Below are 15,327 nucleotides of genomic sequence, written 5' to 3'. Positions count from 1 at the left end.
TTGTTTTAGTCACCGCAATGGAATGAAAAGCGGTAAAAGGATTGTTATCATGATTATTGCCAAAATTTTGTCAAGCTTTTATTGAAATTATTATGAACTGGATTACAATCAACAGCGAAGAAGAAGTGCAGAATATCTATAAATCAGATAATTACGCAATTATATATAAACACAGCCCACGCTGCATGACCAGCCTTATGGCGTACAGACAATTGAAATCGGATGTAAGTACCGTACCTGACGTTGAAATTCCTTTGTATATCGTTGATGTGATCAAGAACAGAAAAGAATCCATGGCGATAGCAAACAACTTCAACGTTGAGCATGAATCCCCGCAGATACTGGTTGTAAAAAACGGGCAGTGCTTGTACGATGCATCACACGAGGCAGTTTCATTAAAAGCTACACTGGAACACGTACACTGAATTTATATTTGATTTAATCCGAAAATTTATTCTGGATTATTTCCGGATAAATGGATTTATTCCATAAATTTGAGAAACTCAACTGGATGGAATATGGAAATGCTTTATTATACGATTGTATCTGAAGAAATGATTTGGATATGGTATTACGATTCGCTTGGAAACAAACATTTAAAAGAACTGCTTGCCAAAGAAGCACGAGATTTTGTAACTGCACTTGGAGATTATGAAAAAAATGTTGTAAAGCAGGTTCCGCTGATAACGGTATGTGCTTGAACCGTATCCTTCCATTATGAAAAAAGAGCAGGATTTCTGCTCTTTTTTCATGATTAAACTAGGTTGCTAGCGGCGGTCCGGAAGGGATCATGATCTTTTCCCTTTTCGACTTGAATTTGTATTTCTTTGCCGTAAACTTGGCCGTCATATATTCCCCCATATAAATAGAACCGGTCATGATGTCATCTTTAACCGTTCCGGAAAACATAAAAGTAATGGAATCGCCCGGCTGACGGTCTGTACTTCTGATCTTGAATTCATTGCCTTCTACAGTTCCCTGCAGGTCCCGGACGCTGAATTCACCTTTGTGCGAACCTTCCAGCCAGTTGCCGTCCTGCTCAATGATCAGTTTGTGCTTGCTTGTACTTGAGAAAAATTCAATATCTGCATCCCAGTGCCCTTTCAGCGAAACACCGGCTGCCGCCATTTCGGATTTTACCGGAGCCCTTTTTTGTGATAAAACCTCAAACAAACGATCCGAAACTACTTTTTCATCACCCGGCTGCATTTGTCCGGTTGTAATGGAAACAAAAGTTTCACCTTCACGGCTGCCACCGCCCAGTGCGATACGCGGCTTGGTACGACCGAAAAGCTCTGCAATTTCTTCACCTGTAATATTCAGTTTGGACGCATCCCAGCTGATGCGCAGCTGAGGCGTACGATTGGAAAGCTGCTTGGGTTCAACAACCGTTGTTTTTACAGACTCGATTCCGGATACCTTTCTGGAAATTACATCCAGCCACGAAAGCCATCTTTTCCATTCGCCGGCATGATCCCTTTTTGTCCATGCTTCCACAGCAGCTACCATTCCCATCGTTTCTTCTCTTCCGACCTTGTTATCGCGGCCCGGGCCATGATGCGGGGCGCTTGCCTGCCATGCCGACATCAGCAAATCCTTTCTTCCGAGCACAAGTCCGGCGCATTGAGGCCCGCATAATGCTTTTCCGCCGCTGTATACAACCACGTCGGCGCCCATTTTCAAATGCACGTTGGGAATGGTAAGATCTTCCGCCGCTGCATCAACCATAACCGGAATTTTCTTTTGCTTCGCAATTTTCGAAATGGCTTCCAGCGACATCGGGCCGCTCATGGAAGGTTCGCCGGCCATCAGGTATATCATAGCCGTACGTGAACTGATCGCATTACTCAGTTCTTCGATGGAACTGACCGTAATCAACTTTACACCGACATTCCGGAGAGCGTGATCATAAACGTTGCGCGAATAATCCGGAACGATCACTTCTGTTTTTTCAAATCCGGAAAGGTCCGGTATACGGATCAGCTTTTCCGGATTTCCGCCTGTTACGCAAGCTACGGTAACATGCTTCATGCCAGCGGCACATCCGGCAGAAACCAGGCCCCACTCCGCGCCTGTCAGTTCGGCAAGCCGCTTTCCGGCACCTAATGCAAGTTCATCGTATTGGACAAAAACCTGAGCTGCCGCATCCATGGCCGCACGTACTTCCGGTCTTTCTATAGATCCGCCGATAATGGTAAAAGTTCCTCTGCAGTTGATGATCGGTTCCACACCGATGGCCTGATAAATTTCCTTGCTTGCAGCAATTTCAGCACTTCTTGTTTCCGGGACAGCATTTTTGGGAAGAATTACACTTCCTGCCAGCGGTAAAAGCGATAAATCTTTAATGGCATCTCTACGTTTCATTATTAAATTAAGAGTTTAAGGAATTGGACTTGAATTCAGTTTGCGCATTCGGAAAAGCATGAAATATGGCAACCCGTACAGGAACACCAAACCGTTCTGGTTCCGGATAAAGTAGAAAGTTGAGGTTAAAATTTTGGATTATGCCAAAAATGCAGCTCATTATGCTGTAATAATGCAAATATTGAGACGAGTTTAATACTAAATGACTTCTAAACCAAATTAAAACACATATTATGGCTGCTTCCTGACCCCTTTAAGTTCCATGTCCAGTTGTTTCAAGCAGGCCTTCAGCGTGTAGCAGCAATCAATCAGCAGATGGATATTTCCCTGGCGCATCTGATTGAGAATGTCGATTTTTTCTCTTAAATAAACCCTTGCAAAACCGGGATCTCCGGCTACTATGGACGTTGCGTTATCCGTCAGATCCGCATATTTAACAGATTGCGCAAGTTTACTGATCCGCCCGAGCCTTATGGCTTCCTTGTGCTTTCTTTCTTTTCTGTTGAGTTCCGGGTAATTTTCCTTGACGTAAACATCGGTTAATTCAGTAACCCCAAGGATGATCGTTTCCGTCATGGAAGGGCCATACCCTATTTCTCTCAGCCTGGCTGCTAACAGTTTCTCGTCACAAAACGTATCTTCAAAAAGGTCATGGCAAAGCGCAATTTCGATAACGCCGGCATCTTTTACATAGAACGATGCGATGTCTGCAACCGAATAAACATGCGTCCAGTAAGGTGCCATGGAATATTTGCGCTTTTGCTCACCGTGACATTCTTTCACAAATTCAAGCAAGTTCTTTTGTTCTCCGCTGAGTGTCATTTCTTTTCTTTTTACCTATTGCTAACGTACAATATTATCCTGTTACTTCATGCTATTAAAGTAAGGCCGGAATTTCGGGCAATACAAAAAGAAGAGATTTTACCGCACAGAACAACTGTTCAGGCACATCCGGGAACTTCGGAAAGTTTGTAAAATATTTTCAGCCCCCGTTCCTTTGCGATGCGTACGTCTTCGTCGGCTCCTTTGGATTCGCCTTCAATCCGTAAAACGGCATCGCATTTCTGAAGAAGCCGTCCGGCCACCGGATATAGAATTTCATTATAAGGCGCATCGCCCGGCCGCTCGGAACCCGCAAGATGCAGCAGCGGCAATGCAAGCCACTCCCCGATTACCGGAAGATGGCCGGCACGGAAAAGATCCAGTGTAACGGATTCCAGGCGGGAAAGATTTTTTTGCATCAATTCCGGATCATCATTTGTACCTGAACGGTACGGCCCGGCCACGAGTATCATCAAACCTTGCATTTTGTTGGTTGTTTAAATTGTTAAATGGATTGAATACGATAATTTTTGCTTTAAGTAAAACGGCTTGCAGGAGTTAAACAATATTTTAATTGATCAACTTTGATCGTTTTTGATTATTTTTGATCAAATTTAAACATACATCATGAGTTTCCAAGAAAGAAAAAAGAAAATTGTGTCAGCGGTAAATGCTGCCGGAAGCCTTTCTGTCTTTGAGCTGTCTGAAAAGCTTTCCATGTCACCGGCCACAATCCGCCGCGATCTGAATGATATTTCCGAAGAAGGTTTGCTGATCCGAACACATGGCGGCGCAATGAAAATGGATAATCCGGTACTGACGAGTTTTGCGGACAAATCGGGAGCGAATGAAAATAACAAGGAAACAATCGGGAAAATGGCCGCAGATTTTGTTCAGGACGGAGACATTATCTTTCTCGACTGCGGCAGTACGGTTTTCAAAATGTGCCGGCATATCAAAAACCGGAACGGATTGAAGGTAATAACCAACTCCCTGCCGGTTCTGGCGGAATTGTTTGATGCTCCGGGCATCAGCATAAACCTTATCGGCGGAGAAATTGACAAACAGCGGCGGGCTGTACATGGCGAAAGGGCTGTTCAGCACATCGATCAGTATCAGGCAAACAAGGCATTTATTGGTGTGGACGGTATTTCCGCAGAAAAAGGGCTTACGGCACACAGCGAAGTGGAAGCAATGATCACATCCGCTTTTGTCAGAAATGCGGATGAAATATTGCTGCTTTGTGATTCCTCCAAGATCGGAAAAGACAGCTATTTCCGTTTTGGCAGCCTGGCTTTGATCCATAAACTCATTACCGACAAAGACCTCGGAAATCAAACCACTGCAGCGCTGAAAGAAAAAGGTCTGGACATTGTAAAAGGTTAGTTTTTCCTCTTATCGGAGCATAGGCAGGACGTTGCTGAAAAATATTTTTAAAAATATGTAACTGCTGTTTTAATATTTGCTACCAGATTGTACTTTTACAGAATCATTAGAATTGTTTCTACAATAAAGACGCTTATTACTCATTTAAAAGCGTGAAACTATTCTTCTTGAAATCAAAATAATATAATTAAATTTATACAATTTATTTTTCGGCATGCTTCTTGCATATTCCTAATGTATTTTTGTTATAGACGAATACATACTAGCAATTAGCCCAAAAATAATAGACTAAAAAATGGCAACTAACTATTACTTCCCAGGATTCGAATTCTGCGTAGACCAATTAAAAAAATTTATCCAGGCTTTCGAAGTATTTACTATTATGTTAACAAACGGCCATATTGTGCATTATCAACCCCAAAATGTGTCCGATTTCCGCAATTGGTTATTACAGCACGAGGTAGAAGACCTGAGACTGTCCTATATAAAAACCGTTTTCAATTAATTTTCCAATCTATTATTTAACGGTCGGATTGTGTAGAACAATCCTGTTTACCTGCATGATCCGGCGTTGATAATAAAGACCAAACAACTCCGGCCGTTCTCCCGAACGGTCGAAATTGTTGCATATGCTTTCCGCAGTCGAAAAGCATCATTCAATCTGCTCTACATTTTTTATCGCATTAGTACGCATTTTGCCAGCGCCCCTTTCTGCTCCGGCGACATTGGCAATCCGCTGCGTATATTTTTTCAGGGTAATTGTCATAACGCCTTTTGTATTTTCTATTACCTTTATTGCTGACTGATAATATGTGCCGGCAAACAGCTGTGCCTTGGCAGAAAATCAGGACAAGTTAAAACCAAGTAATCATTCCGCATCATCAAATGAAAAAAACCAATATTGTATATCTTGCAGACGATGATGAAGATGACCGGTTTTTTATAAGAGAAGCACTGGAATCCGCAGGTATGCAGATCGAGATTTTTGAAGCAGAAAACGGGATTGAACTTTTAAGCCTCATCCAGCAAAAACCTCAGTCGCCGGCATCGCTGATATTAATGGACATGAACATGCCCAAAATGAACGGGCTGGAAACCATTACAGCGATCCGATCAGACCCGAGCCTTTCCACCGTTCCGGTTGTAATGATCTCGACGTCATCCAACGTTTCTTTAATTGAAAAGGCCTATGAAGCAGGCGTAAACCTTTTCATTGCCAAGCCAAGCACATTCGAGGAGTTCAACAGCATGGGCTCGGAACTGGCTGCCCAGTTTCTGGAAACTTCTAATTGATCACAAAAAATACAGTACACAAAAAAAGGCAATTTCAGTTACAATAAACCACCCGGGTACACAATCTTCACGGAATGGTATTTATCTGAAATTTCGAACAAGCACTTCAACTTATCATCTCCGAAACAGCAATTTAATGATTATTGAACCCTCTGAATCAAAGCCTTTGTTACCGTCTTTACCCAAAGCATGTACCGGGATAAAAGGACTGGATGAAATTACTGGCGGCGGCTTGCCGCAAGGAAGGCCTACGCTTGTATGCGGATCTGCAGGATGCGGGAAAACGGTTTTTTCGATGGAATTTCTTGTTCATGGCGCCCTGCAATATAATGAACCGGGCGTTTTCATGGCATTTGAGGAAAAAACAGAAGAACTTACAGTCAATGTTGCATCGCTCGGATTTGATCTTCAAAAGCTGCAACAGGACAAGTTGATCCGGCTTGACCATGTTCATCTGGAGCGCAGCGAGATCGAAGAAACGGGCGAATACGATCTGGACGGCCTTTTCATCCGGCTTGGCCATGCCATTGACAGCATCGGCGCCAAGCGCGTTGTGCTGGATACAATCGAAAGTTTGTTTTCCGGCCTTACCAATCAGGCTATTTTACGGGCTGAACTCAGAAGATTGTTCGAATGGCTCAAGGAAAAAAAAGTAACAACGATTATCACCGGAGAAAAAGGAGAAGGCACGCTGACCAGGCAAGGTCTGGAAGAATATGTTTCTGACTGCGTTATTTTGCTGGATCACCGTGTTGAGAATAAAATTTCCACAAGACTTCTGCGGATTGTCAAATACCGCGGCTCTGTTCACGGAACAAATGAATATCCGTTTCTCATAGATGAGGACGGAATTTCAGTCGTGCCGGTTACTTCGCTCAGTTTATCACATGATGTATCGTCCGAGCGCATTCCTACGGGCGTTTCCGGACTCGACAGTATGCTTGGAGGCAAAGGCTTTTTCCGGAGAAGCAGCGTGCTTGTTTCCGGGACGGCCGGAACCGGGAAAACCAGCCTTGCGGGCAGTTTTGCAAACCAGACCTGCCTCAATGGCGAACGCTGCATTTATTTTGCCTTCGAAGAATCGCCAAGTCAGATTATCCGCAACATGATGTCTATTGGCATCGACATGCAAAATCACGTGGATAAAGGCTTGCTGAGGCTGTTTGCTTCACGTCCAACGATCAACGGACTGGAAATGCATTTGCTGTCGATAACCAAACAAGTTCTGGCTTTCAGACCAAGTGTTGTTATTCTGGACCCGATCACCAATCTGATATCCGTCGGATCTGTAAGTGAAGTAAAAAGCGTTCTGATACGGCTTATTGATTTTTTACAAGGTGCGGATATAACGGTTATGTTTACTGCGCTTGCCCTGAACGACAATATTTCCGAACAGACTGATGAAAGCATTTCTTCACTTGTGGACGCATGGCTGCTTGTCAGGGACATTGAATTTAACGGTGAACGCAACCGCGGGCTTTATGTAATGAAATCGCGCGGCATGAAGCACTCGAATCAGGTCCGCGAATTCGTGATTTCGAATACCGGACTGGATCTTGTGGACGTATATATGGGCCGGGGCGGCATTCTGACGGGCTCCGCAAGAGAAGAACAGCAGCTTGCCGAAAAAACTGAAAACGTAATCCGCAGCCACGCAGTTTCAAGAAAAGACAAGGAAATTGAAAGAAAGAAAATGGTACTTGAGTCCAAAATAGCCAGCCTCAGGGAAGAATTTGAATCCGTGCGGGATGAGCTGAACAAAACCTATATTGAAGAAGAACTGACGCGTGAAGTAATGGAACAGAACCGGCAGGAAATTCTCCAGAAACGCGGAGGACAGCAATAATATAAAATTTTAAGTGAGCCAATAACAAGCTGAATGGAAGACACCGGAGAAATATGGGAACTGAGATTATACATTGCGGGCAAAACAGCCAAGTCGGTTGCCGCACTGGGAAATCTGAAAAAATACTGTGAAGAATACCTGAAAGACAAGTATGTAATTGAAGTAATAGATTTGCTTGTGCACCCTCAGCTTGCCGAAGGCGATCAGATTCTGGCAATCCCGACGCTTGTCAAAAAAGTACCTGAGCCAATCCGTAAAATTATCGGCGACCTTTCCAACAAGGAAAAAGTGCTGGTTGGATTGAATATTCGCCCTGCAAAGAAACAGGAATGAGCAAGCACCCAGAATTTCCACAGCATGGCGATCATCCGGAAGACAACGACTTTTATGTCCTGCGCCTGTATGTAACGGGCGCGTCCATTAATTCACTGCGTGCCATTGTTAATATAAAAGAAATCTGTGACAAGTACATCCCGGAAAAGTATTCCCTGGAAATTATTGACGTTTACCAACAAAAATCCATTGCAGAACAAGAGCAGATCATTGCTTTGCCCTTGTTGATCAAACGCTTTCCTCTTCCGGAAAAACGTCTGATCGGAGATATGTCAGATACAATAAAGGTGCTTAGCGGCCTTGGAATTGCGATATAATCATGAACACTTCAAAGACCTACGAGCAGCTGTTAAAGGAAAACGAAGAACTTCTCTGGCAACTGGAAGAAGCAACGGACACCATCAACGCAATCCGTTCGGGACAGGTGGATGCGTTGGTTGTAAAGGATCCGGACGGTGAACACCAGCTTTTTACGCTGAAAACGGCGGATCAGTCTTACCGTGTGTTTATTGAGAAAATGAACGAAGGTGCCGTTACACTTAACCGGGACGGCATTATCCTGTACTGCAATTCCATGTTTGCGTCAATGATCCATATGCCGTTATCGAAAGTTGTCGGCATGTATTTTGAATCATTTATTCATTCGGATTTTAAGGATATATACAAGGATTTGTTTGAAAAAGGCTGGCTTGAAGACAACAAATCGGAACTTTGCCTAGACCGCGGAGGCGACCAGGTTCCGTGTCAGCTTTCTGTCACAACGCTGCAACTGGATGAAGGGCCTTCACTCAGCATTATTGTAACCGATCTGAGTTTTCAGAAGGAAATCCAGCAGCTTCTTAAACAGAACAACCAGAGGCTGGAAGAGATCAACAGTGAGCTGGAAACCAGCAACCACGATCTTCAGCAATTTGCATCCGTTGCTTCGCACGATCTTCAGGAACCCCTGCGCAAAATCCTGATTTTTTCAACCATGCTTCGGAACCGGCATATGGATGAACTTTCCGGAGACAGCCTGAACTACCTTGACAAGATCATTTCATCTTCACAGCGCATGAGAACCATGATTAACGACATTTTAAGTTACTCACGGCTTTCCACCAATGTCAGTTATTTTTCATTGACAAATCTTAAGGAAGTCGTCAATGAAGTAATTGAAGATTATGAAATTCTGATCAATGAAAAAAATGCCACGGTAATCATAAACGAACTTCCGGAAATTGAGGTAAACAGAGGCCAGATCAAGCAGGTTTTCCAGAATCTGATCAGCAATTCCATTAAGTTCTCCAAAGCCGGCCAGCCGCCCGTTATCCGGATCTCAGGCGAAGTTGTGCATAACCCGGAGCAGTTGCCTTCTTCTGAGAATAACGGTAAATTCTGTTCTGTTACCATTTCAGATAATGGCATCGGCTTTGACGATGCTTACAATGAAAGAATTTTTTTCCTGTTTGAACGACTGAATACAAAGGATAAATACGAAGGCTCAGGCATCGGACTTTCCATTACGAAAAAAATTATAGACAAACATAACGGTACCATTTCCGCAAAGAGCCGCGAAGGTGAAGGCGCAAGCTTTATTATTACTTTGCCTGTTTCCCAGCAGCAACCGCAGGAAAATGTTCGCTTTTGAGTAAATGATGCCTAATTTCAGTGCTGCATAAACTAAAAGCGGCAGAATCCTTTTTAAAGAATTCTGCCGCTTTTAGTTTATAAGACTTTGTAAAATGGATTAATTCGGTTTAATCAACTGGCGTAACTGATATTCATCCCAGGGTTTGTTAAGATAACTATGGAAATATCCTTTAACGGCAGCTACCTTGAATTCGTCGGTATAGGCGTTGCCGGTCAGCAAAACACGCTTGCTTTCAGGAAACCGGTCGGATACCAGTTTGAGGAATTCCAGACCAGTCATTTCAGGCATCTGATGATCTGTAAAGATAATATCAATTTTATTGTTGCTCAGAATCTGGAATCCTTCATCCGTAGTGCTTGCCACATAGACGTTTACATCCCTTCTGAAAGTCGCCTTAAAGGAATTCAGATTGTTAATTTCATGATCAATGTAGAGTACGTTCATTTTAATTGTTAAATCAAGTAGGTTATATGTAGTAATTCAGACGCAAAGTACAGTAAAGTTCATCCAAGTATGTTAACTGTGTGACAAGTTGGCTTAAATATGGTGCGAAGTACGATTTTCCGGATGTAAAAGCGCTTTATGCTGCTGCCGGAATGTACAGAAATTGTAATTTGTTGCATTGCGCAGTAAAAAATTTCATAATTTCTATAAAAAATCCTGCCATTCTTTTCTGCTTATTACAGTTCTCTGTGCTTCAACACGTACTGTAACGGTGCAGGATACTTTTTTAATCCCTTAATTGAAGCCCTATATAAGTTTTTTCAAACCGTTTAAGCAGCGAATTCTTTGATATGAAATTCAATTCCATCATCATATGTAACCGATGATATTTAAATATTACCTACCTCATATACAGCGTATTAACTTTATTATATAAGCATCAGGATCAAGAAAAAGTTCTGCTTTAACTTACAAAGTCAAATACAGCTGATTTATCCTTTTAATGTTACTGATCAAAGAAGCAGTTGTGGAAGAAAGAGAGACTCGCCTGGAAGCGGCAAAACATAAAAAAGGAGCCCTGAAACAAGGCCCCCTTTATCACTGTAACAATTAACCCTACAATTTAACAGCTCAGATGGAAATGATACTAAATAAGCTTCACAATCCACATCTAAATCCCTGACAATAAAGCTACAAAATATATCTTATTAGTTTGCAAATTTTTACAAACTTTTTCTACAAATTTTTTAGTGTAAATAAATCTGTAAAGATTCAAGTGCAGTAATGTGAAGAAAATTGAAATGAAAGCACTTCAGAAATAGCCTATTGCTTACAGGTTAGAAGAAATTGAAAGTTTTTTATAGTAACAAAAGAAGCAGCTTGCCGTTGGCAATGGCATTGTCAAACGCATTGTGAAAACGAAAAAAAAGCACTCACCAAATAATTGCCAAGTGCTTGATTTTGTAGTGATCCCAGATGCGAACCGGCTTGACTTGCTGCTTGAAAGCAGCTTGTCGTTCTACAATTTTACTGTCGAAAATGAAAAAGCACTGAGCAACGAAATGCCAAGTGCTTGGTTTTAAGTAATCCGGATGCGATTCGAACCGCGCCGGCGGACCGGCATGACCTACTGCTTAGAAAGCAGTTGCTCTATTCAGCTGAGCTACCGGACCATACCGTCAAAAATAAAAAAGCACCTAGCAAATTAATGCTAAGTGCTTGCTTTTCAAGTGATCCGGATGCGATTCGAACCGCGCCGGCGGACCGGCATGACCTACTGCTTAGAACGCAGTTGCTCTATCCAGTTGAGCTACCGGACCTTACCGTCAAAAATAAAAAAGCACCTAGCAAATTAATGCTAAGTGCTTGGTTCTCAAGTGATCCGGATGCGATTCGAACGCATGACCTACTGCTTAGAAGGCAGTTGCTCTATCCAGCTGAGCTACCAGACCGTACTCTTTAAAAAAATTTAGGCAGTCAGCAGTTCGCAGTCAATCTGCATACGGCCTACTGCCTAATCTTTTTGTCGGGGAGACAGGATTCGAACCTGCGACCCTCTGGTCCCAAACCAGATGCGCTACCGGGCTGCGCCACTCCCCGAAATTATTTTATCTTAACCGATCTTCTGTATTCGTCACTTCTTACCGGTTACTTTCCCTTTTTCGAATCGGTGTAGAGGAAGCGGGATTCGAACCCGCGGTACCCTTGCGAGTACGGCAGTTTAGCAAACTACTGGTTTCAGCCACTCACCCATCCCTCCTTCTTTCCGTTCTGGGTTGCAAATATAGAAGGTTGCCGTTCAGAAAAACAAACATTTTCTAAAAAAACTTTATCAGAACCTTAATTTGCCCTATTTTTGAAAAAGTTTAAAATACACAATACGTTCATTATGAACTGGAATTACCCGTTTGATACCACTGAAATTTTATTTATATTTTTTTTCATACTTGTCTACACCGCCTACATTATCCGCACGGTTCGCATTGCCCGGCAGTTACAAACCACTGCAAGAACACTGATCATAAAACTTTTTTTAAGAAGCATAACTTTCACTTTACTTATCATCAGTCTGCTCGGACCGTCGTTCGGGGAAACGGACCGCGACATTCAGGCCAAGGGAAAAGACATCTTTCTGGTTGTAGATCTTTCCAAATCCATGGATGCCGCCGACGTAACGCCTTCGAGGCTGGAAAAGGTCAAATTTGAGCTGAACCGGTTTGTCCAGAATGAAAAATCGAACCGCATCGGAATTATTATCTTTTCAAATGAAGCTTTTATCCATACCCCGCTGACATACGACAGCGGTGCGCTTGAACTTTTTATTCAATCCCTGCAAACAGACCTGCTTCCAAAAAGCGGCACCAACATCTGCGGTGCTGCCGAATTGGCATACAGCAAGCTGATGAACGCTGCCGATCCTGCCGGCCGTTCCAAAATGATGGTGCTGTTTACCGATGGCGAAAACAATGCAAGCTGCAGCGGCATGCTCTATAATAATCTTCGAAGGTTCGGGATCGGCGTTTACACCGTTGCCGTGGGAACCAAAATCGGGATAAGTATTCAGCAGAACGGAAAACCGTTGATGGATGAAAACGACCGGTTGGTAATCAGCAAAATGGATGAAACTTTCCTCAGAAACATGGCTGCGGCGGCCAAGGGCAATTATTATGACCTTAATAATGTTAAAAATGATATTCCGCTGCTGATCAACGATATAGACAAAGCAGAAGGAACACTTGTTGATTCCAGGACAATCACCGTTGTGAGTAACAAATATTACTATTTCCTGGGTGCCGCCCTGATTTTGCTCATGCTTGACGTCTTAATTACCATCGGAACTTTCCGACTGTAAAGATCAATTCCTATTTTTGCGCTTCAAAGTGAATCCGTATGACCGTTTTTATTCTTTATGTCCTGCTCTGGCTTTGGGATAACCGAACATTTGATTCCATTACGAAAGCCAATGAGCGGAAGCTGGATGCGGAGCAGGCATATAACAATGCCCGGTTTTCAGAATCGGCGAAACTGTATTATCAGATTACTTACGGCTCGCTGTTTTCGGAACCGGCTGCCAGATTGAACCTGGCGCATTCTTACTTTAAACTCGGAAATTACAAGCTTGCCCTGAAACATTATAGTTTGCTGCACGAAATTGGCAATAACACCATTGCATCCATTGCAAACAGTCAGATTGCACTTATAAAAGTGATTCAGAAAGATACGGCAAGTGCTTTGACCAGCCTGAAAACGGCATTGCTGCTGGAACCGGGAAATAGTCTGGCGAGGTCCAACTACATTATCCTAAAAAAGCATTTTTCAGGTTTTCAACGGCCCTCGGATGTCACTGCAAACCAGCAAAAACCGCAACAGCAAAGTACGGCCCGGCACAATTCACAGACGCCTCCGGAATCAAAACCCGAAAACCGGGAAGTTGCCGAAGATGTAAAAAAAGAAGAACTGCTGAAAAGCCTGAAAGCAATGAATATGTCGGAAGATCAGGCCAGAGCCATATTGGATGCAATGAAATCGAACGAATCGCAATATATTTACCAGCTCCGAAGAAAGCAGTACAACAAGAAGAACAGACAACAGCAAGAAATAGAATGGTAATTTTACTTTAAACCAATGAATAGCATACCAGAAACCAATTTTCAATTTCCAGGTCAGACAGGATTTTACAAGGGAAAAGTGCGTGATGTTTACTCATTTGAAAAGCGCCTTGTAATGGTTGCCACTGACCGCATTTCTGCATTTGATGTTATTCTTCCAAGAGCCATTCCGTATAAAGGTCAGGTTCTGAACCAGATCGCGGCTCACTTTCTGAATGCGACGTCAGATATCGTTCCGAACTGGCTGCTGGAAGTTCCGGATCCCAATGTGAGCATTGGACTGAAATGCCAGGCTTATCCTGTGGAAATGGTGGTGAGAGGCTATCTGGCCGGCCATGCATGGCGCGAATACGCCGCGGGAAAACGTTCGGTATGCGGCGTTTCACTTCCGGATGGTTTGAAAGAAAACGACCGATTGCCGCAACCCATTATAACGCCTACAACCAAAGCGCACGAAGGGCACGATGAAGATATTTCACGCGAACAAATTCTGGAACAGGGACTTGTAAGTGAAGATGAATACGAACAGCTGGAAAAATACACGCTTGCTTTGTTTGCAAGAGGAACGGAAATGGCTGCGGACCAGGGATTGATACTGGTGGATACCAAATATGAATTCGGGCAGCTCGACAATGTGGTTTACCTGATCGATGAAATCCATACACCGGATTCCTCGCGCTACTTTTACAAGGACATTTATGGGGAAAATCAGCAGAAAGGCCTTCCACAAAAACAGCTTAGCAAGGAATTTGTAAGAGAATGGTTGATTGAGAACGGTTTTCAGGGAAAAGAAGGACAGACTGTCCCCGAAATGACCGACGAGCGCATTCAGCTTATTTCGGACCGGTATATCGAGCTTTTCGAGAAAGTTACAGGAAACAGGTTTCAGAAAAATAACCTGGACAATCCGGTGAAGCGTATCGAGAATGCTATTTTGAAAACGATACGCAGCAATCAGGAATAATAAATGAGACAGATTTTCATCAATAACTCATAATCCAATAAACTGTTCCTATTTTTTTAAAACAATTGTTTTGACAAAACGAAAACGGCAATGAACTATAAACTGGAAAAAAAAGAACAATACGTTTACATAGATTTGGAAGAAGCTGCATTTGCCAAGGAAATTCCGGCGGCTTTTGAAGAAACGGCGCGCTCCATATTCCGGGAAGGATATCACAGCCTGATTATCAACATGCAGACTGTAAAATCAGTAGATGCAGCGGGAACGGCGGTATTGAAAAAAGTCAACCGCCTCTGCACCAATGACCTGGGACTGCTTGTGATTGTTACCCGTGACGATGACTTCATTGATCTGCTGGAAGGTCTCAAAATTCCTGACCTCAACATCATGACAACCAAAGAGGAGGCGATCGATGCCGTTTTTATGAATAATCTGGAAAATGAATTCGGCGCGGGGGATGACGATTATGACGATGAGGATTATCAAAGCGTCAGCGAATCCAAAGAGCCGTGAAAATATAATTGCAAATACATTTTTTTTGAATGCCTCATGCCTGAATGCGTGAGGCATTTTTGTTTTAACACTCAGGAATTCTGCAACTACTCTCTTTGTTAATGATATAGTTGACCGGGAT

17 protein-coding genes and 5 tRNA genes are annotated in these 15,327 nt (G+C 43.0%); 13 read left to right on the top strand and 9 right to left on the bottom strand.

Annotated features, from left to right (window positions below; genetic code table 11):
* The first annotated feature begins 92 nt into the window (after nucleotides 1-92).
* Together ytxJ and FEM33_RS23900 are read left to right on the top strand one after the other, a co-directional pair.
* Nucleotides 93-425 (top strand): bacillithiol system redox-active protein YtxJ, encoded by a 333-nt coding sequence (ytxJ, locus tag FEM33_RS23905; protein WP_139014489.1) that lies wholly within the window; start codon nucleotides 93-95, stop codon nucleotides 423-425.
* 93 nt (nucleotides 426-518) lie between these two features.
* Nucleotides 519-701 carry a hypothetical protein gene (locus FEM33_RS23900; RefSeq protein WP_139014488.1) on the top strand — a complete coding sequence of 61 codons (183 nt, stop codon included), beginning with the start codon at nucleotides 519-521 and terminating at the stop codon, nucleotides 699-701.
* A gap of 58 nt (nucleotides 702-759) precedes the next feature.
* Here FEM33_RS23900 and FEM33_RS23895 read toward each other — a convergent pair whose 3' ends face one another.
* The 3 genes from FEM33_RS23895 to FEM33_RS23885 form a co-directional block, all read right to left on the bottom strand.
* Nucleotides 760-2,364, bottom strand: a complete 1,605-nt coding sequence (locus FEM33_RS23895) for an aminotransferase class V-fold PLP-dependent enzyme (RefSeq protein WP_139014487.1) — start codon at nucleotides 2,362-2,364, stop codon at nucleotides 760-762.
* Between the two features lie 231 nt (nucleotides 2,365-2,595).
* A complete protein-coding gene (locus FEM33_RS23890) occupies nucleotides 2,596-3,186 on the bottom strand; it encodes an HD domain-containing protein (protein ID WP_139014486.1) in 591 nt (196 codons plus the stop codon).
* Between the two features lie 119 nt (nucleotides 3,187-3,305).
* A complete protein-coding gene (locus tag FEM33_RS23885; protein ID WP_229214386.1) occupies nucleotides 3,306-3,671 on the bottom strand; it encodes a DUF4406 domain-containing protein in 366 nt (121 codons plus the stop codon).
* A 142-nt stretch (nucleotides 3,672-3,813) separates the two neighbouring features.
* Here FEM33_RS23885 and FEM33_RS23880 point away from each other — a divergent pair, with 142 nt between their 5' ends.
* From FEM33_RS23880 to FEM33_RS23855, 6 genes are all read left to right on the top strand, one after another.
* A complete protein-coding gene (locus FEM33_RS23880) occupies nucleotides 3,814-4,572 on the top strand; it encodes a DeoR/GlpR family DNA-binding transcription regulator (RefSeq protein WP_139014485.1) in 759 nt (252 codons plus the stop codon).
* An 885-nt stretch (nucleotides 4,573-5,457) separates the two neighbouring features.
* Nucleotides 5,458-5,865: a response regulator gene (locus FEM33_RS23875; RefSeq protein WP_139014484.1), complete on the top strand. Its 408-nt coding sequence runs from the start codon at nucleotides 5,458-5,460 to the stop codon at nucleotides 5,863-5,865.
* Between the two features lie 136 nt (nucleotides 5,866-6,001).
* Complete coding sequence (gene kaiC / locus FEM33_RS23870; RefSeq protein ID WP_139014483.1) at nucleotides 6,002-7,711, top strand: circadian clock protein KaiC; 1,710 nt, start codon at nucleotides 6,002-6,004, stop codon at nucleotides 7,709-7,711.
* Nucleotides 7,712-7,744: 33 nt separating this feature from the next.
* Nucleotides 7,745-8,044: a circadian clock KaiB family protein gene (locus tag FEM33_RS23865; RefSeq protein WP_139014482.1), complete on the top strand. Its 300-nt coding sequence runs from the start codon at nucleotides 7,745-7,747 to the stop codon at nucleotides 8,042-8,044.
* On the top strand, nucleotides 8,041-8,361 hold the full coding sequence (locus tag FEM33_RS23860; protein WP_139014481.1) for a circadian clock KaiB family protein: 321 nt from the start codon (nucleotides 8,041-8,043) through the stop codon (nucleotides 8,359-8,361). The genes FEM33_RS23865 and FEM33_RS23860 overlap by 4 nt, the downstream gene beginning before the upstream one ends.
* Before the next feature lie 2 nt (nucleotides 8,362-8,363).
* Nucleotides 8,364-9,674, top strand: coding sequence for a sensor histidine kinase (locus FEM33_RS23855; protein ID WP_139014480.1), 1,311 nt, complete (start codon nucleotides 8,364-8,366; stop codon nucleotides 9,672-9,674).
* 99 nt (nucleotides 9,675-9,773) lie between these two features.
* Here the strand turns inward: FEM33_RS23855 and FEM33_RS23850 are convergent, their stop codons facing one another.
* A complete protein-coding gene (locus FEM33_RS23850; RefSeq protein ID WP_139014479.1) occupies nucleotides 9,774-10,121 on the bottom strand; it encodes a response regulator in 348 nt (115 codons plus the stop codon).
* Nucleotides 10,122-11,032: 911 nt separating this feature from the next.
* On the opposite strand from FEM33_RS23850, the gene FEM33_RS26485 reads away from it, so the two are divergent.
* The gene (locus FEM33_RS26485; protein WP_161597220.1) at nucleotides 11,033-11,203 is read left to right on the top strand and encodes a hypothetical protein; all 171 of its coding nucleotides are present in this window, start codon (nucleotides 11,033-11,035) and stop codon (nucleotides 11,201-11,203) included.
* Between the two features lies 1 nt (nucleotide 11,204).
* Here FEM33_RS26485 and FEM33_RS23845 read toward each other — a convergent pair.
* From FEM33_RS23845 to FEM33_RS23825, 5 genes are all read right to left on the bottom strand, one after another.
* Nucleotides 11,205-11,293: transfer RNA gene (locus FEM33_RS23845), tRNA-Arg, on the bottom strand.
* Nucleotides 11,294-11,351: 58 nt separating this feature from the next.
* A tRNA-Arg gene (locus FEM33_RS23840) sits at nucleotides 11,352-11,440 on the bottom strand.
* Nucleotides 11,441-11,498: 58 nt separating this feature from the next.
* Nucleotides 11,499-11,572: transfer RNA gene (locus FEM33_RS23835), tRNA-Arg, on the bottom strand.
* Nucleotides 11,573-11,646: 74 nt separating this feature from the next.
* Nucleotides 11,647-11,720: transfer RNA gene (locus tag FEM33_RS23830), tRNA-Pro, on the bottom strand.
* 73 nt (nucleotides 11,721-11,793) lie between these two features.
* Nucleotides 11,794-11,880, bottom strand: a tRNA-Ser gene (locus FEM33_RS23825).
* A 129-nt stretch (nucleotides 11,881-12,009) separates the two neighbouring features.
* Here FEM33_RS23825 and FEM33_RS23820 point away from each other — a divergent pair.
* The 4 genes from FEM33_RS23820 (at nucleotide 12,010) to FEM33_RS23805 (ending at nucleotide 15,206) form a co-directional block, all read left to right on the top strand.
* Complete coding sequence (locus FEM33_RS23820) at nucleotides 12,010-12,972, top strand: vWA domain-containing protein (RefSeq protein ID WP_139014478.1); 963 nt, start codon at nucleotides 12,010-12,012, stop codon at nucleotides 12,970-12,972.
* A gap of 38 nt (nucleotides 12,973-13,010) precedes the next feature.
* On the top strand, nucleotides 13,011-13,730 hold the full coding sequence (locus tag FEM33_RS23815) for a tetratricopeptide repeat protein (RefSeq protein WP_139014477.1): 720 nt from the start codon (nucleotides 13,011-13,013) through the stop codon (nucleotides 13,728-13,730).
* A 15-nt stretch (nucleotides 13,731-13,745) separates the two neighbouring features.
* Complete coding sequence (locus FEM33_RS23810; protein WP_139014476.1) at nucleotides 13,746-14,693, top strand: phosphoribosylaminoimidazolesuccinocarboxamide synthase; 948 nt, start codon at nucleotides 13,746-13,748, stop codon at nucleotides 14,691-14,693.
* 90 nt (nucleotides 14,694-14,783) lie between these two features.
* The gene (locus tag FEM33_RS23805) at nucleotides 14,784-15,206 is read left to right on the top strand and encodes an STAS domain-containing protein (RefSeq protein ID WP_139014475.1); all 423 of its coding nucleotides are present in this window, start codon (nucleotides 14,784-14,786) and stop codon (nucleotides 15,204-15,206) included.
* Nucleotides 15,207-15,327: the final 121 nt, after the last annotated feature.

The sequence above is a fragment of the Dyadobacter flavalbus genome, from assembly GCF_006149045.1.
Lineage (GTDB): Bacteria > Bacteroidota > Bacteroidia > Cytophagales > Spirosomataceae > Dyadobacter > Dyadobacter flavalbus.
The sequence above is the reverse complement of the archived record's forward strand: the minus strand, read 5'-3'. Positions and strand labels throughout refer to the sequence as shown.